The organism is Sinorhizobium numidicum, from assembly GCF_029892045.1.
GTDB classification, from domain to species: Bacteria; Pseudomonadota; Alphaproteobacteria; order Rhizobiales; family Rhizobiaceae; genus Sinorhizobium; species Sinorhizobium numidicum.
This window is the reverse complement of record NZ_CP120367.1, coordinates 395,972-415,150: the sequence shown is the minus strand read 5'-3', so window position 1 is coordinate 415,150 and position 19,179 is coordinate 395,972. Positions and strand designations below refer to the sequence as shown.

Genomic DNA, 19,179 nt, shown 5'->3' with positions numbered 1-19,179 from the left:
GCGACTTGTGGTATGCTCTTGTTGATTAACCGGAACGGATGAGACACGCCGTCCGTACACACTGGATCCGCAACAACTCGGAGTGGTCGAATGCGCATCGGCGTCAAAGGGGCAGTTCTCGCCTTGGCGGTGTGCGCCGCCGTCAGTGCGGTTCGAGCTGAGGAAAATGCCCCAGGCTTCGCGATTGCACAGGGCCCGGCGCGCCAAAGAGAAGGCGTGGTCAACGTCATCGTCGACTTTGCAAGACCGCTGATCCTTCCTCGACCTGCGAACACAGTCATTGTCGGTAACGCGGCAATCGCTCAGGCGACGCTCAGCGACGACAAAACGGTTATTCTGACCGGCAAGACGCCAGGATCCACGAACCTGATCGTGATGGACGCTGAAGGCGCCGAGATCGCCAATGTTGTCCTCGAGGTGCTCGCCGCTGGCGGCCGTTTGATCACCGTGCATCAGAGCAATGGACGTGCGACCTATAGCTGCTCTAGGAGCTGCGATCCGATAGCGTCCGGGGAAGAAAATCTGCGTCCACCGGCGGCCCCGCCGCAAGCCAGCGAAGGCGATAGTTCAACGGGCGGTGGCGAGCCATGACCATCTTGGCAAAAAAGCATCATCCGATCGGGATTCGCCGCGACAGTTCGAGGCTGATCGGGCCTTCCGCTAGTCCGGGGATGAAAAAAGTGAACGGATAGCGGACTGACAGCACGCGAAACGGAATCCCGTCCACCATTTCCTTTGCGACAGAAATTTGGAGCAGCAGCCGATCACCGCTGTCGAAATTGTCGCGTACGGCACTTTCCAGCTTTGCTTGCGCTTCGCTGTCGGGGGCGTCACGCGCGATTTGCCCTATAAGGACCTTTCGAGCGGCTATGTCGGCTGCGTAAGATAAGTCGTTTTGCACATAAAGGGCGCGACCGAACTCGATGATCCCGAGAACGAGCAGGAGCAAGGGAAAACATACGAGTGCGAATTCAGTCGCCGTTGCGCCCGACTGGCTGCGCCAGTACCGACGGAAGCCGCGGAGCAAAACCGTCATCGGACCTGCACCTGTATCGCGGAACTGAGCTGAAAGGCCGGAAGCACCTCCGGCAGCGACATTGGCTGATAGGATTTCACGGCCGCCAGGCGATAATATACCAATTGCGGGGCCGCACTCGCGCAGGGCGTCGTTCCGCATGTGGGTGCTGCGTCAGGCTTGACATCGGCATTTTCCGGACAGGCGCAGTAGCGCGTGACCGGCGCCAGCGTGACATTGGCCGGTCTTGCGCTTTGAGCGAGCGTCGACTGCAGCACCTTATCAATCTGTGTCGGGCCGGGATCAGCCATGGCGGCCTGTGCGCCGGCCCGAAGGACATGGTCGATCGTCATCCGCTCGTAGATCGCCAGGCCGACATCTGCCATAGCCACGAGACTAAGAGCGAGCACCGGAGCAATCAGCGCAAATTCCACGGCAGAAACGCCAGCTTCGGAATTCTTCAGCTCGCTCACCTTCTTTTGGAGGCCTGACGGAGCCTTGGGCTTCCCGACCTTCAAGAGCTTCTGCGCCCATGCCCGGAAGCCTTTTTGCCGGATTCGTCTCTCCCTCGTTCCGCCAACCCGCCATGCAAGCGAAACCATGGCCTTGCCCGCCGGTGAATCCGGAGCCGTTTCGATGACGAGTTGCCCGTTGTTGGCGGCTTTTCCAAACAGTTGCGGATCGAAGGAAATTGTTACGTTCTCTTCGAGTCCGACTGCCGCTACGAAATCCTTTGCCTTGATCTCTGAGAGTTTCGGGGTCCCGACCTTGTTCAGCACAAGTCGTGGCGGCGGGTCGTTCGGTCTTGCCTTTTTCAAGAAGTCGATGAGGTTCTTCGCATTGCGCATGCTTGCAAGATCCGGCGTCGCGGTTACCACGATCTCGTCGGCTTCGAGCAGCATCTTCTTCGTCCACGGCGTCCAAATGTGAGGCAAATCGACCACGATATGCCAGGAACTCGAGCGGGCGACATCCAGGAGATGATCGACATGTTCTTCCCTCAGATTGTAAAAACGGTCGAGGTCGGCGGTCGCCGGTAGAAGATGCAGCCGTTCCGTGTAGGGCACAGCCAAACGCCGCAAGAGCACGTCGTCGAGGCGATCCGGGCTATCGAGCACGGCCGATATGCCTTGCGGCCCTTCCACGTCGAAATTCAGGCCTAGTGTTCCGTACTGAAGGTCAAGGTCGGCCACCAACACATCGGCATCGACGCGCTTTGACATCGCCAGCGCCACATTGTGCGCGAGCGTCGAGGAGCCAGTTCCGCCCTTGGCGCCGACGAAGGCGACGATGCGTCCAAGCTTCTCTTCCGTCGAATCCCGGAAGCAGCGATGCACGGCAGCGACGAAATCCATCGGCTCGAGCGGCCTGACGAGATAATCACTCACGCCGGCGTCCAGAAGCTTTTTGTAGAGCCCAACGTCGTTTGAACAGCCGATGACGATGACTTTGGTGCCCGTGACACACTCAATCGCCAGCGCCTCGAGCGCGCTCATCAGGCGAACCTCATCGTCGCTGTTCTCCACCACGACGAGGTTCGGCGAGGTGACGCCGCCGTAAAGCGAAGTCGCTTCCTTTATTCCACCCGCCTTCACCGTCACTGTCGCTCGCGACATGCGACGATCGATCGCCGCAGTTCGAATGGCCTCCCCCACCTCCTCTGAATTGCAGAAGACGGCGATGTCGACCTTCGGGATCGGCAAAAGCGGCGGTGCGACCGTTGCCTTTGATGCGTCTTGTTTTTCGTTGCCGAGCTGTTTCATTTATCTGATATTTCCGTAAAATCGATCAACTGCCATCGGAGCGGGACGGGACTTCGACCGTCGACAAGCGCCCACCACTGACAATGCGTACGACGCCCCTCCGGTTTCCCTCGTGTTCGACAACCGGTGCTTCATGGTTGTCCGCGACCGCACGAAGCGCGAGTGAAACGGTACCGGAGGCCTCCGCAGCGGCAATGATTGCGATCTGTTCCGGATCCGCCTCGAGTGTCGCGGTTTTTCCAACGACAGAGGTGCCATCAGCTCCTTCCGACACCGTCTGATCGACCGCGAGCACCCGAATGTTGGAGAGGATCGCGCGGCTTAAGACCTTGCCCTCCTTGCCCGAGGAGTCCGGGCGGGCAACGGTGTGGATGACGTCGACATGGTCATTGGGCAGAATGAAACCTCCGGCCGTGCTTTCCGCCGTCACGCGAACCGCGATCGCCCGTTTCCCGGAAGGCAGCATACTGGAGAGAAAACCGGCACCACGCTGTGCAAGCTTGTCTTCACGGATCGGTTCTCCCGCGACGAACCTGCTTTGGGCGAGCATGCCTTTGAGTGCCGCGATCGCGTCCGGCCGCGATCCACGGCTGATGAACACAGGGGGAATGTCGCCTTCCCATGGCTGCCAGCGCATGTGCGCTTCCTCGAGAACAGATCCACGGGCAAGCTCGGAAGCAGCAATGAGCACCTCATGTGCGGGCGCCTTCTGAACTTCCGCGGCCGCGACAGTCGGCTCGTCGGAGGAGCCGAGCGCCAGCCAGGAGGCGGCGCCGCCGGATGCAAGCGCGAGCAAGAGAATAATGACGCGGATCATGACTTACCTCGTGGTGTTGTCTTAGGTGTTGGCGGCATCAGATGAGGGCGGAGAACCAGTGGCTCTCCGGGAGCAGCAGCAGTGCCGCCGGCGCCATCGCCGCGCCGTACGGAATGCCCGTCTCGGGTGCATACAGCCGGTTGGACCAGGCGGTTCTTTTCAGGACGATCGGCAGAGGGATCTTGCGAAACTGGAGCAGCGCAAGCGTCAGGGCCGCGCCGAACACGGAAGCGTAGATGACGAAATGGAGAGCAAGGTCAGCTCCGAGCCAGAGCACTGCCACAGGAAGCAGCTTTGCGTCACCGCCACCTATCCAGCCGAAGGCGAAAAACGTGAAGGTGCAGACCAGCACGGCGGAGGCAATGAGAATGCTCGACGAGATCGTTACGAGATCGGCACCGGCAACAGGCGCAAGGATCGCATAGGCGATCGCCAGTGCGCCCACCAGGCGGTTCGGTATCGTCATCGTCGCCACGTCCCTGATGCCCGCAAAAGTCATCATTCCGGCAAATAGGAAGAATGCGAGCCAAGCGGCAGATGTCGAAATCATCTCTGGTGCCTTTCGAGGAGGCCCTGCGGGGGCGGTTTTATTCCGCCCAAATGTGCCGTCTCAACCGCGAAATCGCCATTCGACCTGATGGCCTAGACGAGCGGATGAGACTCGCTGCCTGGACTAGGCCACCCGGCCGAATCGCAAGCCTCATAGAGCCGGGATATATCGTGCGGGCTGAAACATAGGATTCAGGACATCCGAATGAGCGAAACTCCCGGCGCCCAAAAACCATCTCCCCGGCAACGCGGTCTACCGCGTCGAATGCTTCAGGACGAGCGTGGCGCTGTGGCCGTGATCGCCGCGATCATCTTCCCCGTCCTGGTTGGCGCTTTGGGTCTCGGCGCTGAAACGGGCTACTGGTATCTGAAACAGCGTAAGCTGCAACATGCGGCGGACGTCTCCGCACATGCGGCCGCCGTGCGCCATCGCGCGGGTGATCAGCAGTCTGCTCTAGAGACCACGGCGGGTAGGATTGCGGGCGCTTCTGGTTATTCGCCCGGCAGCTTGACCGTCAGCACCCAGTCCGGCGCGGCGGGAAGTTCAAAGATAACCGTCCAACTGAGCGAGACGCATCAGCGCCTGTTTTCGTCCATTTTTTCCAGCGAGCCCATGGTGCTCGGGGCACGTGCAGTTGCCGAGGTCAAGGGGGGCTCCAAAGCCTGCGTGCTTGCTCTGTCGAGTTCGGCATCCGGCGCCGTGACTGTGACCGGCTCGACAGAAGTTCGTTTGTCAGGCTGCAGCGTGGTCTCGAATTCAAGCGCGGCGGACGCCTTTTTGATGAAGAACGGCAGCGCTATGATGTCGACCGATTGCGTCTACACGGTCGGCGAAGCCGTCACGACGACAGGGCTCACGCTTACCGGGTGCACTGAGCCTGTCGAACGCGCGCCGCCGACAGCGGATCCTTTCGCATCCGTCGCCGAGCCAGAGAAGCTGCACATTCAACAGCTTCCCTGCCGGACACTCGACTATGTCTCGAATTCTACCTATTCGTTCGACCGGCTCGCGAACGGGCTTGAGGCAATCCGGTTCTGCGGCGGGCTTGAGATCAAGGGAATGATTGTTTTGAAGCCGGGGCTCTACATCATTGACGGCGGCGATTTCACGGTGACCGCAGGGGCAAAGCTCTCGGGTGAAGGAGTCACTTTCTTTTTTGCCAATTCGGCGGCAGCGAAATTGCTCGGCAACGGCAACATCGATCTAACCGCGCCGACCAGCGGTCCATATGCCGGCCTGCTCTTCTTCGGCAGCCGGCATGATACGGGTGTGGTCCATCAGGTGACGGGCAACTCGGAGTCGAGATTGGAGGGAAGCCTCTACGTGCCGACAGGACGCGTCGACTTTACCGGAAACTCCACGGTCAGTGGCGGGTGCACGCAAATTGTTGCGGACCAGGTCACATTCACCGGCAACGCGACCATGGAAACCTGCGCCTCGCCGACGGACGAGATCGTCGTCGGCCGGACAGTGTCCCTCATCGAATAGCGCAGACGGTGTATTCATTGGCGGAACATTGGTGGGCAATGTCGTGATTTTTTTGGCACGATGGTCGCGATCGCCACAAACCGGGGCCCCCCGCTCGGCACTCCTTCGTCTGGTCATCCCGGTGTGTACTTGGCCGCCAGTTTGGCAGCAGGGACGCGGTTAGAATAGCGTTCGCGTCGGAGTGACTTCCATTGCGAGTTCACGCCCTGGCCTATCATCACGCTCATCGTGCTGGGGATTGCCTGGGTCCGAGCAGGAGCTGGAAGGTGGTGTTGAGCTGCCTTGTGACCCTGCTGGCCATTGGGTAGCTCGGCATGTGAGACGAGACGATGCGGACGGTCCCGAGAATCTTCGTCTGCACCATTCTGTCAATCGCGATCGGTATTCCGATCGGAATCCTGATGTGCCGTTCCGACCGACTGCAGCGGCTGGTGAACCCGGTGCCTAATGTACAAGGGCCCCCTCACGGTGGTATTTCGAAGGTCCATCGATGGTTGGGGAACTACGCGAGATTTACGCGATGGCTGCGCGCTGTGACGGGCGTACCGATAGGCAACACATGGTCGGGTCAGCCGGCCTGAAGGCTGTCGGCTCGCAAAAGTAGCAGTGAGCAGTCGGAAGCGTTTACCTGCTCTCGCAGGCTGCTTCACAGTTCCACCGGTACAAGCGGTTTTCGCGCTGGGCCATGTATCACCGCCCCATTGGACGCAAAGATCGAACCATGGCAGGGGCAATCCCAGGTGCAATCGGCATTGTTCCACGTGACTGTGCAGCCCTTATGGGTGCAGGTCGCGGAAACGGCATGCAGTGTCCCATCGGTATCCCGACAGACGGCGATCCTCTCGTCGCCTCTTGAAATCACCCCACCCTCGCCGGGCCGGATGTCGTTCGTGCTCCGGACGATCGATTGGCTGTCGCCATTCTTGTGAAATTCCTTCGGATAGGACCGCGTCGGGTCATAAAGGCTCCGCCATGGACTGGGCCGACCCTGGATCATGTCCGCGATCATCATGCCAGCCGCGGTCCCGTTGCTGATGCCCCACGCGTTGAATCCGGTGGCGATGTAAAAGCCCGGAGCCTTATCGGTATCGGGTTCGCCGACATAGGGTATGCGATCCGCCGTGTCGTAGTCCTCGTTGCACCACCGCCAGGCGACGTTCCCGACGGGCAGGTTTCTCCGTGCCCATTCCTCCAACTCGACGAACCGCGCCGCGACGTTCCCATCTTGGCCGGTGTTGAATTTCGGACCCAGTGTGACAAGCAGCGGACCCGTGTTATCCCGGCCCGTTCTTATCGAGTGCATCGGATCGTCGGTGCTGATGAACATGCCGTCGACGACCAGCGGATCATCGACGCGGAAGGCCAGTGCGGTATGGCATCGCGGCTGTGTGCGGTTCGCCATCCCGACTGGACTCTTGACCGTTATGTTGGTCGCCACAACCACGTTTTCCGCGTGAACTGTCCCACCAGCGGTAACGACGCGCCACCGGCCCGCCTCGCCTATCAGGACCGCGCGGCTTTTTTCGAATATGCGCCCGCCGCGATCCGCTACGGCGCGCGCCAGCCCGACAAGATATTTCGCCGGATTGAATTGCGCCTGGTCGGCAAAGCATAGCGCGCCTGTCGTCTCGAAGGGAAGCGGCGCGCGATCGAGCACCTCCGCCTGCAACCTCGCTTCGCGCGCAGCTTTTGCCTCGGCCACAATCTTATCGCGTCCTTCCGCGCTCGTGGCGTAGGTATATGCATCCTTGCGTTCCAGATCGCAGGCGATCGCATATTCCCGCGTCCAATCCTTGATCAGCGCGGGAATTGCCGAATTCGCCTCGGCATAGCTGCGCGCCGTCGGGAGACCGCAGGTGTCGATCAGATGGCGATAGATCAACGCGTGCTGGGTCGTGATTTTCGCCGTCGAGCGGCCGGTCACCTGTCGGCCAATCTCAAGCGCCTCGACAAGGATAACCGGACGTCCGGTCTCGCGAAGGCGGAGTGCCGTGGTAAGCCCGACAATGCCGCCTCCGACAACGACCGTTTCGGCGTGGATGGAGGCGTCGAGCGGGGTATACCCAGTCGGATCGGCGGAGGCCACCCAGCAGCTTCCGCAATTTCCTGGTAAGTTGACCATTCTAGCGGCGTTCTTCGCGTCCATGTGATTTCGATAACCACAGCGGTTCGGGAATGTTCCGGCCTGGGCGCCCCCTTCGCAGGGGAAGCCCAGGCGCGACGTCCGAGCCTCGTCAGCCTCCGTACATCACCCTGCGCACAGATCTTCAAACAACGTCCTGGAGGCCAGTCGGATTCGCTCCATCTTGGTGTTGACGTTCACGTCGAACATGATGGCAAGGACGGCTGCCATATCCGATATCGCCGCCTGGGATGTCGATGATATAGATTCCGGCTCCCAAGCGCTCGTGCTGGCGCTTGGCGAGGAACAGTAAAATCAGATGCGGCCGAGTTTGCCCTGACTACAACAGGCCCATCTCCCGACGCTTTATCGGCCATCAGGCTGCATCAAGTGAGCTCATGAAGTCAGGATGAAGCTATCGACGAAAACAGCAGCGTCATGCATCTCGTTCGCGTGCCGGAAGGGATTTGCGATGTCATCGACCGAGTTTCATCTTGTTACGAAATGGACCATCGACGCCTCGGTTCAGGATGTCTGGCGGGAGCTGAGCACGCCCGAGACCTGGCCGGACTGGTGGCCCTCGGTAAAGCAGGTTACGCTTGTGCGCGAAGGCGACGAGTTCGGCATCGGCGCCGTCCGCTGGATGAAATGGTCCACTGCCTTACCCTATGACTTGGCTTTCGAAATGGAAACGATCAGGATAGAACCGCGGTCCATCATCGAGGGGAGAGCTTGCGGCGAGCTCGAGGGCGTCGGTCGATGGACGTTGCAACCTGAGGGTTTGAAATGCAATGTGCGCTACGACTAGATCGTCAAGGTCACGAAGCCTTGGATGATCAGACTTTCATTCATCCTAAAGCCTCTCTTCAGTTGGAACCATGCAGTTGTCATGGAACGCGGTCGGCGAGGTCTTGTGCATCGCTTGGCCCGTGACACCTGAAGAATGTCGCCTCAATGTTTGCTTCGATGCGCTTAAACTCGCTCGTGGCGGCCCCGTATCGAGCACCACCAACACATAGCAGCTCGAGCGAATTGACCCCCATAACAAGAATTCGTCAATCTTCCCATCTGCGGAAGATTCGTTAGACATATCCATATCCACCTCTCGCTGTGACGGCGGCGCCGGTTTCCGGCTCATCTGGGTATACCCCAGTCGGCCCCGGCTCGGAATACGCGGAGCCGGATGGCTCGATAGGCTGGTGCAAAATCGGATCACTTGTGCGCTCGGAGGAGTGACGTCCTCAACGCCATCGCATTAAAGCACGGGCTTCGATGGCAGCTGTTAGCCCGAAACGGCTGTCCGCTTGACGCTGCGAAAGGTGGCGAGGAGACGTTCGGCGCATAAGTGCCGTGCAGCGGCTTTGCACCAAAGAGCGGACATAGCCAATTACCAGGCGCAAAGTGACCGCGACGCCGGTGTTAAGTGTACCACCTCGCTTCCGCGACAATCGCCGGAAAACGACCGCTCCAGTCAGCCTCCGCGTGTGATGACCCGCACGCGGCCTGGCTCCACATGCATGGCAAGATGGTAGCCATGCCATTTTACCTCAAAGGCCCAATCGGGACCCTTCGGTGGTTTGTCTACGAGCATGGCATCGGAGGGCTCGATGCGGCTCGGCATCGGGCCGGTCGACTGAGTATTAGGCGGCATTTTCGAGGATGCTCTGGCCATCGGCCTATCAACGCATGGTCCGCGAAAATGCCCTATCCGCGCTCGTCAGATCCTTCTCACGACATGCGGGATGCGGCATGTTTCTCGGAGCAACAACAACAACAACAACAACAAGATGCATCCGGAACATTTTAGCATCTCATGAATTAACATGCGTCGCTCCACCCGGGGCGGCACCTATGTCCCCCAACCGACGCAGCAGTGCCCGCTATATGGCGGGCACTGTGATGGTAGCGATGGCAATGTCCTTAATGCGCAATGGTAGAGCCCGGCTTGCACTTGCCCTGCCACATCACAGGGAACAGCTTCGCATCGCTAAATCTCTTGAATTGGACGCGCTTTGCGAGACTTACGCAGTCGTGGCTATGAAGCTTGAAGCGCTGCGGAAAGAAAACCCACCTCGGGAGGATCTATTGCTTGAATACCAAGGTCTGTGCCTGGACTTGCAAGCCGAGGCGGTCGAGCTGCTGGAAAGGCACAGACGTAGACTTGTGGAGATCCCTTGAGATCCCGCCAAAGCGGGACTTCATGTGCGTATTCCGGTGATCACCAGTCCCAGGACTGTCGGCCGTACCACTCATCGATATCGCGCCGGACGCGATCCTTCTCGATGCCGTAGCGTTCCTGAATTTTTCCTTCGAGCTGGTCGCGGTTGCCGGCGATCTCATCAAGGTCATCGTCAGTGAGCTTGCCCCACTGCTCCTTAATTTTGCCCTTGGCCTGCTTCCAGTTCCCTTCGATGCGATTCCAATCCATTGCGTTTCCTCCTGGGGTTCAACGCTCTGTAACCTCAACTCGTGACGGCGCATTTGGTTCACTTTTTCCTCGTAAGTGGTTGCTCTACAGCATTTTTATCATTTTTTTGGAACGTTTTCTGAAGAGTGCCGTTCGGCTCGCCAAATAATGCGGGCGATGGACATGGATGTGAGGAAAGCAGGAAAGGCGAGATTGCTGTTGGCGATCCCTGAGCTGCGTCACAGCCCTTGGATGATGCGCGACCTTGTCTTCATGAAGCTATGCGAGGCTTACGAACTCGCATGCCTGGACCGTGACGCTCTTCGTTGTTCCGCACAGAAAGAGGACCAAGCCCTCCTAAGATCCGAGGAAGAATGCCAGGAGATCGAGGCTACCGCGGTCGCATACATCAGAGAGCAGCAAGTGTTTCCCGGTGCCGTTTGAACCGAACGTGTCGTGTCTTTATCAGCCGATCCCGCGGACTAACACGATGCGCCCCCGTGGCCCGCAAAGAGGCAAGCGAGCGTTCCCTCGCGGTCACCTTGGTGTTGAAGCGACAGGCGCCTCAGAGGCTCACCATTATTTCTACGCCCCACAAGAGCAATCCGGCCGCCATCGTCTCATGCGTCGCCGTGGAATTGATATGGAGATACCGGGCGATCGAGCGCAGCTACGCGACGATCTCCAGCTTGAGGAAATCGCGGTACCCGGTAGGGCATCCGAAGGTACAGTGAAACACCGGACCAAGGCGAGAGCCTTCTCCCTGAATGTTGTTGCTTGAAACACATCGTGAGCCTATCGTGAAGCTATGTTCTCTGGGGAGTGAGGATCATGGCAAACAGACGATCTTACTTCCTCCCAGAGGACATTGCATTCATGCGCGACGCCCTCCGCGAGTGGTGCGTTATTCAGCATGTCGAACGAGACAGCCCCGAAGCCACCATGGCTGCGATCACACTGGTTGGCTTGATGGAAGAAGGCTTAGCCAGAGCTGAAGTGCTAGAGGCCCTCACTAAGAAGTCGGCGATGGGATTCAGACGCTGTGCCTAGCGTTCCTTCGGGGGCGAACCGAAGATGCTCATCCGATATATTGGGATTTACGTCTTCATCTGCCGCAACGTAAGAACCCTGTCCCGTGCCGAGAGGGGATGGTCATCTCTAATGCTCGCGACATAAACGCGACGCATTCCTACGTGTCAACCGGTCAATCGCAGCAAAGGTCGATGGCGTCTAGTCGTTGCCAGACCCTCCCCGCTTCTCCAGCCGGTCGAGCACGTCTTCCGGAGTGACTTCCGTTGCGAGTTCGCTGACTTCGGAGTCGACCGCCGTCTTTACGTGCAGACGATCTGCTATCGCGGAGACCAGCGTTAGGAGCTGCGTCGCCTCCTGCTCCGCGAGAAGCGATATTTGCAGGTTGAGATCCGCGCGCTTGTCGGCATTCTCCGCCATCCGATTTTGGCTGATGAGAACGAAGGTGGAGATGAAGATCGCCTCTACCGAGGCAACCATGGCGAGGATCACAAAGCTTGGATCGAAAATCGGCACGCCGGGGATCCAACCGATGTTTGCTGCAATCCAGAAGCCGACCGCCGCCAGATGTAGATAGATGAACGTCATCGAGCCGGCAAAATGGGTAATGGCGTCCGCAATCCTGTCGTGAAGCGTTCTTTCTCGTTCCGCCTCCTCGCGCCGTTTCAAAATAGCGTTGATGTTGCGGTCGAGCCTGCGTGAGCCGCCAAGTGGCCGGGCCGAGTGTTCCTCATTGTGTGGCATTCTCGAGACTTGCATACAGCGCTTCCAGGATCGGTTCAGCGACTGGAATTTTCTTGTTTACACCTCGCGTGCAAACACGCCAAGACTTACAAAGTTCCGGTCAGGAATTTAGGACTTGCGTCCGGTGCGCAGCGGCGGCTCAGCGATATGGCGCCTCATGAAATTCAATCTCGAGCTCTTGCGCACGAGCGAAGACACTGCTCAGTCGCGCACGTTCTTTCGCCGTCAACGTCTCGCCTGCCCCGTCCAACTGGTCTCTCAGCCACATGGCCTGGGCGGCGAAATCCTCATGTGTATGCATATCCACCCATTCTCGAAGCAGCGGGTCGCTGATCGCAGAGGCTTTAGCCTGTTTCGACCAGGTCCAGTACATCCACTCGGCCGCAAACATGGCGGCGACGATGTCGAGGAAGGTGCCTTCGCGCGCAATCTCTAGCATGCCGGTTCGGAACGCCTCGACCTCGGGCAGTTGCAGGTCGAAGGCAGAAGGGTTGATGCCGCGCAAGGCGAAAGTCTTCTCGAAATAGGCAATCTGCTGATTGGCAAGGGCGTCAAGCACGCCAACCAACCATCGCTTCTGTTCGACCGTCTCGGCCTTGGCCACGCCATAAGCGAAGATTGAGATAGCAGTATCGACGAAAGCGCCCTCGTAGACGAGATAGCGTTCGAAAGTCTCATTGCTCAAGCCGTTCCGCTTGACATCCTCTACGAAGCGATGGTTCACCATGGCTTCGAAAACGGAGGCATTTTCGCGGAGGATCTGGTCGGAAAGAGTCTCTGTCTCCACGGTTCATGCCTCCAGGACAGGTGCGGCGGCAGCGCGCAGGGCGCGGACCCGCTCGATATCGACGGCGTTCCACCAGACACCACCGTGCTTCAGCGAAGAGGCGACGATGACGCCGTTCGTGCGCTGGAGAATCTCGAGGATGTTGTCCTTCGTGACGCCCGAGCCAACCAGGAGGGGCAGATGGGTGGCCGAACGGATTTCCTCAATCTCCTCGATGGTGGCGGCGTTACCGGTTCGTTGCCCGGTGGCGATCACGCCGTCGGCATCGAAAAACGCAAGGTCTCGGGTCAGTTCCTGGATCGACCGGTCAGCGACGATCGCGTGACTACCGTGTTTGACGTGACTATCGGCAAAGATCTTGATGTGTTCACCCCGCAGCATCGACCGGTATCGCATTGCCTCACCGGCGCGGCCTTCCATAAGGCCTTCATTGGCGACATAGGCATTTGCCCACTGATTGACGCGTATGAATTTGGCACCGCCGGCCATGGCGATTGCAAGGGCCGGAATTGGTGCGTTGGCAAGCACGTTGATACCAAGCGGGACACCGGTGGCGCGAGCGATGCGATCGGTCACCACGGACATGAACGCTGCCGTTTCGTGGCCAATGTCTTCCGGCTTGGAAAAGGGCAGATCGCCATGGTTCTCGATGATGAGGCCGTGCATGCCGCCTTCGATCAGAGCTTCGGCGTCGCGCATGCAAGCGTCATAAATCGTCGACATGTCCGCAGCGCGATAACGCGGGGCCCCGGGAAAAGCCGGGCAATGAATCATGCCGATCAGAACCTTGTCAGTCCCGAATATTTCCCTTATGGCGCTTGAAGGTTTTTCGGATATTTCCGGCATTTCTTTCCCTTTCGAAAGTATGTCCATGCACGCTTACGTAATCGGTAATGTCACCATCGACGAGACCATTGCCGTGTCGGAAATGCCGGTTGCGGGAGCATCCGTGCTCGGCCGGCAGCAATCCCGTGACCTTGGTGGCAAGGGAGCGAACCAGGCTGTCGTCATGGCGCGCTGCGGACTTCCAACCAGCCTCATTGCGGCCATCGGTGAAGGTTTTCGCGCAAACATAATCCGCGAGCATCTCGCCGAGGAACCGGTGGTAAGCCATCTCGTTCCGCTTACAGGCAGATCGAGCGATTTCTCGATCGTGCTGACGACACCCGACGGTGAGAACCTGAACGTCACGACGACGGACGCCGCCCAGAACCTCCCGCTTGCCGATGCCGTGGCGGCGCTTGCCGATGCGGCAGCAGGCGACCTCGCAATTCTGCAAGGCAATCTCACGGACAAAACGACCCGTGGCGTCCTTGAAGCGGCCCGTGCGCGCAGCATGGTGACGGCCTTCAATCCCTCTCCCCTTCGTTCCTTCTTCGCCAGTCTCTGGCCGCTCATCGACATCGCCTTTCTCAACGAGGGAGAGGCCTTGGCGCTGACCGGAACGAGTGGCGAAAGTGCAGCTCGCACCTTGCTTTCGGCCGGGCTTCGCGAAGTCGTTCTCACGTTCGGCAGCCACGGCGCGATGCTCGTGACGGACGAAGGCGTCGTTCGCGTTCCTGCAGCCGCCTGCGAGACCGTGGACACGACCGGCGCCGGCGACACCTTCATGGCAGTCGCCCTTGCCTCGGCGAAACTGCGGGCGACCCGCCTCGACCGCACTGCAGTCGAGCATGCGACCCGCGCCGCCGCGATCACCGTAAGCCGTCCCGGCACGCGCTCGGCTTTTCCAACCGCGAGCGAGCTTGCGAAGATTCTCGCCTCGCGTTGAGCGAGGACCAACTCGGGGCTGCTCGCTCAGCGGGCGCTTTCAGTCATCCAACCGAGAATGTTCTTCCAGAGCCTGCCATAGCCTTCCCATGCGCAGAATGCCGGCGACAGCCAGTGAGGTCCGATATCGGAGGTCCAGGCGGCGGTGCGGCCCTTACCATAGTTGCCAAGAACAAGCAGCGGATGACCTCCCTGGTCCGCTGGAAGTCGGGCGATGACATCGGCGTCGTCGCGCGCTTCCACCTCGTTGACGCCGAGAAGCACCGGCCACTCGCCGCCAAGTCCAGCCATTACGGGGTGATCCGGCTTTACGATATCGGCAACGGCGCCCTCGGGAATTTCCACCCGGTCGTCATAGGGAAGGCAAGTCACCGGGAGCGTCTCTTCAACGGGCGTGCGCCGCCAGCGAGCCTTGCCGTCAATGCCCTGGAAGGAAAAGTAGCCGCCGACCATCAGCAGAGCGCCCCCCTTGTCCACCCAGGCCCTGATAAGCTTTAGCCGGTTCGCCACGGTGCGGGAATGGAGCCATACGTCCGGCGGCAACAGCAGCGAGTTCGCACCTATGTCGGACAGAATTATCGCATCGAAATCATCGAGGCCCGCCATCTCATAGGGGAATTTATCGACCGCTTCATGCGCCGTCATGTAGGTCAGCTCGAACTCGCTGCCTTCGAGCGCCTTGACAAGCGGCTCGGCGCCGAGATGAAAGGTGACGCTGCCGAACTGGTCGAAGCCCTTGTAATGGGTGGCGGAGCTGACCCAGCTTTCACCAACGAGAAGTACTTTCTTTGTCATCGCTTATCCGTCTGTCTTGAACTTATGCATTAAGGGGCGGATCATGCCCCGGCTTGGAATACCGAACAGGGATTTCCCCGCATCATTCGATCGAGGACCGGCTCCTCGAGCCCATGACGTTTCAGACGCGGCAGGAAATGACGCAGCACATAGGCGTAGCCGTTACCGCCGTAATGCGTCAGCATCATCTTCAAGAACACGTCGTGCGACAGCAGTATCCGTTCGAGATGGCCGGCCTCGACCAGCCTGACGATGGCTCGCGCGGCTTCTTCGTCGCTTGGGCACTGGACCTGCTGATCGGCATAGAAGAAATCCATGCCGATCATGTCGTATTCGATGAACGCACCGCGCGAAGCCAATTCACTCTGATAGGCGAAATCGTCGTGGGACGGGTTCATATGGCAGAGCACAGTGTGGCGCAGATCAGCACCTTCCGCAGCGACCATGTCGAGCACACGGTGGCCGAGGCGGAACCAGCCAGGCAGATGGACCATCAACGGCAATCCGGTTCTGACCTGGGCTCGCGCCGCGCCGCGCAGCGACTTCTCCTCGTCCGCGGTAAAGTCGGCGGAAACCCCGATCTCGCCGATTAGACCAATTTTGACGTCGCTACCGTCAACGCCTTCGATGGCCTCACAAACGATCTCGTTGGCAATCTCGTCGACGGTCATTTTGGCGACCTTGGCCGGATGGGAAGAGCCAAGGTAGTAGCCGGCGCCCATCACGATGTTGAGGCCGGTCTCTTCCGAAATGCGTCGCAACGCCAGCGGATTGCGCCCGATCCCCCTGCAGGTCGGCTCAACGACGGTCCGGCCTCCCTCCGAGGCGAAGGCCTTGAGTTCGGCGATTGCCAACGACTCGTCATCAAGGGTGATGTTGTGCTTGTTGACGAACGGGTCCTGCCGAAGTTCGCAAAGAATTTCCATGCAGACGAAACCCTCGGCGAGGTATTGCCGTTCCTTGGCCTTAGGCGGATGCCACCAGCAGCGGCAATCATTGAGAATATGCTCATGCATCAGTGTGACGCCGAGCTCTTCGGCAGCTACGGGTCCAGTCACCGTCATCACCTGACCGGAACGTACATGAGCTTCAGACAGGTCGTTGCCCATGATCTTACTTCTTCATTCCTGCGCCAAACCGAAAGTTGGTGGTGAAGATGCGAGTGTTCAGCCAAATCGCGATGAGGATGATGGCGCCGGTGACGATCTGGGTGAAGAAGGGCGAGATGTGCATCAGGATCAGACCGTTGCCAATGACGGCGATCGTGAGCGTGCCGAGTACGGTCCCCAAGATGGTCCCGCGTCCGCCCATCAACGAGGTGCCGCCCAAGACGACTGCCGCGATCACCTGCAGTTCGAAACCGACCGCAGCATTCGACGAGCCGGAGCCGAGGCGCGCGGCAATCAACAGCCCGGCGAGCGCGCTTGCGATCCCGGAAATCAGGTAGACCGAGGCGATGATCCATTTCGCCGGCATGCCGACGCGCCGTGCGGCTTCCATGTTAGAGCCTACAGCGACCACCTGCCGACCGTATTTGGTCGACTTGATCACCACGTAGCCGAAAACGGCGACGAGGACTGCGATCAGCGCCGGCACCGGGACACCGAGCAATTCGCCGCGACCGAGCGCAAAGAAGCCCGGAGCGTCCTTGATCGGAATGGAATAGCCCTGGGTCAGATAGAGCGCAAAACCGCGCAGGATCGAAAGACCGGCAAGCGTCACGATGAAGGCAGGGATTCCCTGATAGGCGGTAAACCAGCCCTGGACGAGGCCGAGGAAGGCGCCGAAGGCAAGCATGGCAAGGACAACAACCGGCCATGGGTAGCCCATGGCGAGAATGATCGCGGCCACCGCATTGACGAGAGCGACCTGAGAACCGACTGAAAGATCTATGCCGCCGGTGATGATGACGAAGGTCATGGCGACGGCAACGATCAGGATTGGAGCCGCCTGGCGGATGACGTTTAGAATATTGCCGAGCGTCATGAACGTATCGGTCATGACGGAGAAAAACACGACGCAGGCAAGAAAGAAGAAGGTGATCGAGAGGACCTGCGCATGTTCGGTAAAGAAATCGGCGGCCGGCGAGCCTTTCGCACGTTCGGTATAGGTCGTCATTGCTTGGCTCCCTCCCCGACAATCAATTTGACGAGGTCTTCCAAGTTGGTGTTACCGATGTCGCGTTCGGCGACTTTCGTGCCTTCGTACATGACGGCGACCCGATCGCAGACGCGAAAGAGATCCTGCAGCCTATGCGTGATCAGGATCACCGAGACGCCTTTGGCCTTGACCCGGTTAATCAGCGAAAGGACCGCCTCCACTTCTGCCACGGCCAGCGCGGAAGTCGGCTCGTCCATGATCAGGGTCTTGGGATTGAACGACGCGGCACGGGCAATGGCGATGGCCTGGCGCTGGCCGCCGGAGAGCTGCGCGACCTTGGCGGTCAGCCGCGGAATGCGGATTTCAAGCGCATCGAGCATTTTGCGGGCTTCCGCCAGCATCGTCCTGGTGTCGAGAAACGGACCCTTGCTGATCTCACGTCCGAGAAAGAGATTGCCAACGACATCGACGTGGTCACAGAGGCTGAGATCCTGGAAGACCATCTCGATATTGCGATTGCGCGCGTCGGCGGGACCGGAAAACCGCACCTCTTCGCCTTCGAGCGTGATTGTTCCACCATCGGCGATATAGGTCCCGGAAATGATCTTCGTGAGCGTCGACTTGCCTGCCGCATTGTCTCCGACGAGACCAAGGCATTCGCCCGGATAGACATCGAGATCCACACCACGCAGCGCCTGATGCGAGCCGAAGCTCTTGCGAATTCCTCTCAAGGAAACGCGCGGGCTGTTTCCAGCGCGGGAGGGCGAAGCCCCCCCGACACCGGCAACAGCCTCAAAATGCTGTCTATCTGCCACCATCACTTGAATACCGTGCGATAGGGTTCGACATTGTCCTTAGTGACGATGGTCACCGGAACGGCGATGTTCTTCTCAACGCTTCCACCTTCAGAAACCTTCTTCAGCGCATCGATGGCAGCGGCTCCCATGGCGGCGGGATCCTGCTGGATAACTGCTGCCACATAGCCCGCATCGATGCCGGCAATTGCCTGGGCGGTCAGGTCCCAACCAAAGACCTTGATGCTGTCCTGCTTGCCCTGGCTTTCAACTGCGGCGATAGCGCCCATCAATGCCGGTTCGCCCGTTGCGTAGATGGCGGTGAGGTCCGGATTACCGGTGATGAGGTTTTCGGCCGCGGCAAGGGCGTTGTCCTGAATGTTCTGGCCGTCGACGACGCCTGCGATGGTGACGCCGTCGACGCCCTTCAGGGTCTTTTCGAAGCCTTCCTGGCGCACGTTCTGAATGAAGGAGTTGAGCGCTCCGACAATGCCAAGTTTGGCTTTGCCGTCGGCATTCGCCTTGATGTAGTCGAGGAAGAATTTGCCCATATCCGCGCCGGCCTTGGCATTATCGACGCCGATCTGCGCCTTTTGCGGCCCCTCCGGCAGGATCGCATCGATTGCAACGACGGGAATGCCCGCCTCAGAGGCTTGCGTGACAGCCGGCATGATGCCGTTCACGTCGATGGCTGCGACCGCGATCCCGTCGACCTTTTGCTGAATATAGGTCTCGATTGCGCTGTTTTGAGCAGCCGGATCATTGTTGGCATTGAAAATCACCAGCTTCACGCCCGCCGCATCGGCCGCTTTCTGTGCGCCTTCGTTCATCTGATTGAAGAAGAGCGCCTGCTGATTGATCTGCACGAGCGCGAAAGTTTTCTCCGCAGCGAATGCTGGAGAGAAAGCGGCGCCGAGGGACGCTAGCGCGGTAAGGCCGGCGAGAAGAGTTCTGCGTTTCAAATTCCAGGTCATGTTCCTTATCCTCTGACGGTTTTG

Annotated in this window: 19 protein-coding genes and 2 pseudogenes; 6 read left to right on the top strand and 15 right to left on the bottom strand. The window is 59.3% G+C overall.

The features are described 5' to 3' along the window. Positions 1-90 precede the first annotated feature (90 nt). Positions 91-591, top strand: a complete 501-nt coding sequence (locus PYH37_RS01935; RefSeq protein ID WP_280731782.1) for a pilus assembly protein N-terminal domain-containing protein — start codon at positions 91-93, stop codon at positions 589-591. Between the two features lie 19 nt (positions 592-610). Here PYH37_RS01935 and PYH37_RS01930 read toward each other — a convergent pair whose 3' ends face one another. The 4 genes from PYH37_RS01930 to PYH37_RS01915 are packed head-to-tail and all read right to left on the bottom strand — an operon-like array spanning position 611 to position 4,145. Beyond that, complete coding sequence (locus tag PYH37_RS01930; protein ID WP_280731781.1) at positions 611-1,036, bottom strand: TadE/TadG family type IV pilus assembly protein; 426 nt, start codon at positions 1,034-1,036, stop codon at positions 611-613. Continuing rightward, positions 1,033-2,778 carry a TadE/TadG family type IV pilus assembly protein gene (locus PYH37_RS01925; protein ID WP_280731780.1) on the bottom strand — a complete coding sequence of 582 codons (1,746 nt, stop codon included), beginning with the start codon at positions 2,776-2,778 and terminating at the stop codon, positions 1,033-1,035. The genes PYH37_RS01930 and PYH37_RS01925 overlap by 4 nt, the downstream gene beginning before the upstream one ends. A 25-nt stretch (positions 2,779-2,803) precedes the next feature. After that, positions 2,804-3,595 carry a Flp pilus assembly protein CpaB gene (gene cpaB, locus PYH37_RS01920; protein ID WP_280731779.1) on the bottom strand — a complete coding sequence of 264 codons (792 nt, stop codon included), beginning with the start codon at positions 3,593-3,595 and terminating at the stop codon, positions 2,804-2,806. Between the two features lie 37 nt (positions 3,596-3,632). Further along, positions 3,633-4,145 (bottom strand): A24 family peptidase, encoded by a 513-nt coding sequence (locus PYH37_RS01915; RefSeq protein WP_280731778.1) that lies wholly within the window; start codon positions 4,143-4,145, stop codon positions 3,633-3,635. A gap of 204 nt (positions 4,146-4,349) precedes the next feature. On the opposite strand from PYH37_RS01915, the gene PYH37_RS01910 reads away from it, so the two are divergent. After that, positions 4,350-5,633 carry a pilus assembly protein TadG-related protein gene (locus tag PYH37_RS01910; protein WP_280731777.1) on the top strand — a complete coding sequence of 428 codons (1,284 nt, stop codon included), beginning with the start codon at positions 4,350-4,352 and terminating at the stop codon, positions 5,631-5,633. Positions 5,634-5,834: 201 nt separating this feature from the next. Further along, positions 5,835-6,085: pseudogene (locus PYH37_RS01905) on the top strand (proline/glycine betaine ABC transporter permease); the annotation flags it as partial. 194 nt (positions 6,086-6,279) lie between these two features. On the opposite strand, the gene PYH37_RS01900 reads toward PYH37_RS01905, so the two are convergent. Next, a complete protein-coding gene (locus PYH37_RS01900; protein ID WP_425336066.1) occupies positions 6,280-7,755 on the bottom strand; it encodes an FAD-dependent oxidoreductase in 1,476 nt (491 codons plus the stop codon). Positions 7,756-7,939: 184 nt separating this feature from the next. Here PYH37_RS01900 and PYH37_RS01895 point away from each other — a divergent pair, with 184 nt between their 5' ends. Continuing rightward, entirely contained in the window at positions 7,940-8,068 is a 129-nt protein-coding gene (locus PYH37_RS01895; protein ID WP_280731775.1) for a hypothetical protein, read from the top strand. Positions 8,069-8,227: 159 nt separating this feature from the next. Then, the gene (locus tag PYH37_RS01890) at positions 8,228-8,563 is read left to right on the top strand and encodes an SRPBCC family protein (protein ID WP_280731774.1); all 336 of its coding nucleotides are present in this window, start codon (positions 8,228-8,230) and stop codon (positions 8,561-8,563) included. Positions 8,564-9,186: 623 nt separating this feature from the next. Here the strand turns inward: PYH37_RS01890 and PYH37_RS01885 are convergent. The 5 genes and pseudogenes from PYH37_RS01885 to PYH37_RS01860 all read right to left on the bottom strand — a co-directional run. Further along, positions 9,187-9,427 (bottom strand): annotated as a pseudogene (locus PYH37_RS01885) (non-homologous end-joining DNA ligase); the annotation flags it as partial. Between the two features lie 546 nt (positions 9,428-9,973). After that, positions 9,974-10,183, bottom strand: a complete 210-nt coding sequence (locus PYH37_RS01880; protein WP_280731773.1) for a CsbD family protein — start codon at positions 10,181-10,183, stop codon at positions 9,974-9,976. A gap of 1,209 nt (positions 10,184-11,392) precedes the next feature. Then, a complete protein-coding gene (locus PYH37_RS01870; protein ID WP_280732498.1) occupies positions 11,393-11,935 on the bottom strand; it encodes a DUF1003 domain-containing protein in 543 nt (180 codons plus the stop codon). A gap of 139 nt (positions 11,936-12,074) precedes the next feature. Further along, complete coding sequence (locus tag PYH37_RS01865) at positions 12,075-12,722, bottom strand: TenA family protein (protein WP_280731771.1); 648 nt, start codon at positions 12,720-12,722, stop codon at positions 12,075-12,077. Positions 12,723-12,725: 3 nt separating this feature from the next. Then, positions 12,726-13,568, bottom strand: a complete 843-nt coding sequence (locus PYH37_RS01860) for a BtpA/SgcQ family protein (protein ID WP_280731769.1) — start codon at positions 13,566-13,568, stop codon at positions 12,726-12,728. A 25-nt stretch (positions 13,569-13,593) separates the two neighbouring features. Between PYH37_RS01860 and PYH37_RS01855 the strand changes: the two genes are divergently transcribed. Next, positions 13,594-14,493 carry a ribokinase gene (locus PYH37_RS01855; protein WP_280731768.1) on the top strand — a complete coding sequence of 300 codons (900 nt, stop codon included), beginning with the start codon at positions 13,594-13,596 and terminating at the stop codon, positions 14,491-14,493. A gap of 26 nt (positions 14,494-14,519) precedes the next feature. On the opposite strand, the gene PYH37_RS01850 is transcribed toward PYH37_RS01855, so the two are convergent. Genes PYH37_RS01850 through PYH37_RS01830 form a run of 5 tightly spaced genes read right to left on the bottom strand, consistent with a single transcriptional unit; the run spans position 14,520 to position 19,155 of the window. After that, a complete protein-coding gene (locus PYH37_RS01850; RefSeq protein ID WP_280731767.1) occupies positions 14,520-15,287 on the bottom strand; it encodes a glutamine amidotransferase in 768 nt (255 codons plus the stop codon). A 41-nt stretch (positions 15,288-15,328) separates the two neighbouring features. Beyond that, complete coding sequence (locus tag PYH37_RS01845; RefSeq protein WP_280731766.1) at positions 15,329-16,396, bottom strand: phosphotriesterase family protein; 1,068 nt, start codon at positions 16,394-16,396, stop codon at positions 15,329-15,331. A gap of 4 nt (positions 16,397-16,400) precedes the next feature. Further along, a complete protein-coding gene (locus tag PYH37_RS01840; protein ID WP_280731765.1) occupies positions 16,401-17,405 on the bottom strand; it encodes an ABC transporter permease in 1,005 nt (334 codons plus the stop codon). Then, a complete protein-coding gene (locus tag PYH37_RS01835; RefSeq protein WP_280731764.1) occupies positions 17,402-18,205 on the bottom strand; it encodes an ATP-binding cassette domain-containing protein in 804 nt (267 codons plus the stop codon). Before PYH37_RS01835 ends, PYH37_RS01840 begins: the two co-directional genes overlap by 4 nt. Beyond that, the gene (locus PYH37_RS01830; RefSeq protein ID WP_280731763.1) at positions 18,205-19,155 is read right to left on the bottom strand and encodes an ABC transporter substrate-binding protein; all 951 of its coding nucleotides are present in this window, start codon (positions 19,153-19,155) and stop codon (positions 18,205-18,207) included. The genes PYH37_RS01835 and PYH37_RS01830 overlap by 1 nt, the downstream gene beginning before the upstream one ends. Positions 19,156-19,179 lie beyond the last annotated feature (24 nt).

Bases quoted from the DNA above. Each gene is read 5' to 3' on its own strand.
- PYH37_RS01935 (WP_280731782.1), top strand. From the start codon at position 91: ATGCGCATCGGCGTCAAAGGGGCAGTTCTCGCCTTGGCGGTGTGCGCC.
- PYH37_RS01930 (WP_280731781.1), bottom strand. From the start codon at position 1,036: ATGACGGTTTTGCTCCGCGGCTTCCGTCGGTACTGGCGCAGCCAGTCG.
- PYH37_RS01925 (WP_280731780.1), bottom strand. From the start codon at position 2,778: ATGAAACAGCTCGGCAACGAAAAACAAGACGCATCAAAGGCAACGGTC.
- cpaB (WP_280731779.1), bottom strand. From the start codon at position 3,595: ATGATCCGCGTCATTATTCTCTTGCTCGCGCTTGCATCCGGCGGCGCC.
- PYH37_RS01915 (WP_280731778.1), bottom strand. From the start codon at position 4,145: ATGATTTCGACATCTGCCGCTTGGCTCGCATTCTTCCTATTTGCCGGA.
- PYH37_RS01910 (WP_280731777.1), top strand. From the start codon at position 4,350: ATGAGCGAAACTCCCGGCGCCCAAAAACCATCTCCCCGGCAACGCGGT.
- PYH37_RS01900 (WP_425336066.1), bottom strand. From the start codon at position 7,755: ATGGTCAACTTACCAGGAAATTGCGGAAGCTGCTGGGTGGCCTCCGCC.
- PYH37_RS01890 (WP_280731774.1), top strand. From the start codon at position 8,228: ATGTCATCGACCGAGTTTCATCTTGTTACGAAATGGACCATCGACGCC.
- PYH37_RS01880 (WP_280731773.1), bottom strand. From the start codon at position 10,183: ATGGATTGGAATCGCATCGAAGGGAACTGGAAGCAGGCCAAGGGCAAA.
- PYH37_RS01870 (WP_280732498.1), bottom strand. From the start codon at position 11,935: ATGCCACACAATGAGGAACACTCGGCCCGGCCACTTGGCGGCTCACGC.
- PYH37_RS01860 (WP_280731769.1), bottom strand. From the start codon at position 13,568: ATGCCGGAAATATCCGAAAAACCTTCAAGCGCCATAAGGGAAATATTC.
- PYH37_RS01855 (WP_280731768.1), top strand. From the start codon at position 13,594: ATGCACGCTTACGTAATCGGTAATGTCACCATCGACGAGACCATTGCC.
- PYH37_RS01850 (WP_280731767.1), bottom strand. From the start codon at position 15,287: ATGACAAAGAAAGTACTTCTCGTTGGTGAAAGCTGGGTCAGCTCCGCC.
- PYH37_RS01845 (WP_280731766.1), bottom strand. From the start codon at position 16,396: ATGGGCAACGACCTGTCTGAAGCTCATGTACGTTCCGGTCAGGTGATG.
- PYH37_RS01840 (WP_280731765.1), bottom strand. From the start codon at position 17,405: ATGACGACCTATACCGAACGTGCGAAAGGCTCGCCGGCCGCCGATTTC.
- PYH37_RS01835 (WP_280731764.1), bottom strand. From the start codon at position 18,205: ATGGTGGCAGATAGACAGCATTTTGAGGCTGTTGCCGGTGTCGGGGGG.
- PYH37_RS01830 (WP_280731763.1), bottom strand. From the start codon at position 19,155: ATGACCTGGAATTTGAAACGCAGAACTCTTCTCGCCGGCCTTACCGCG.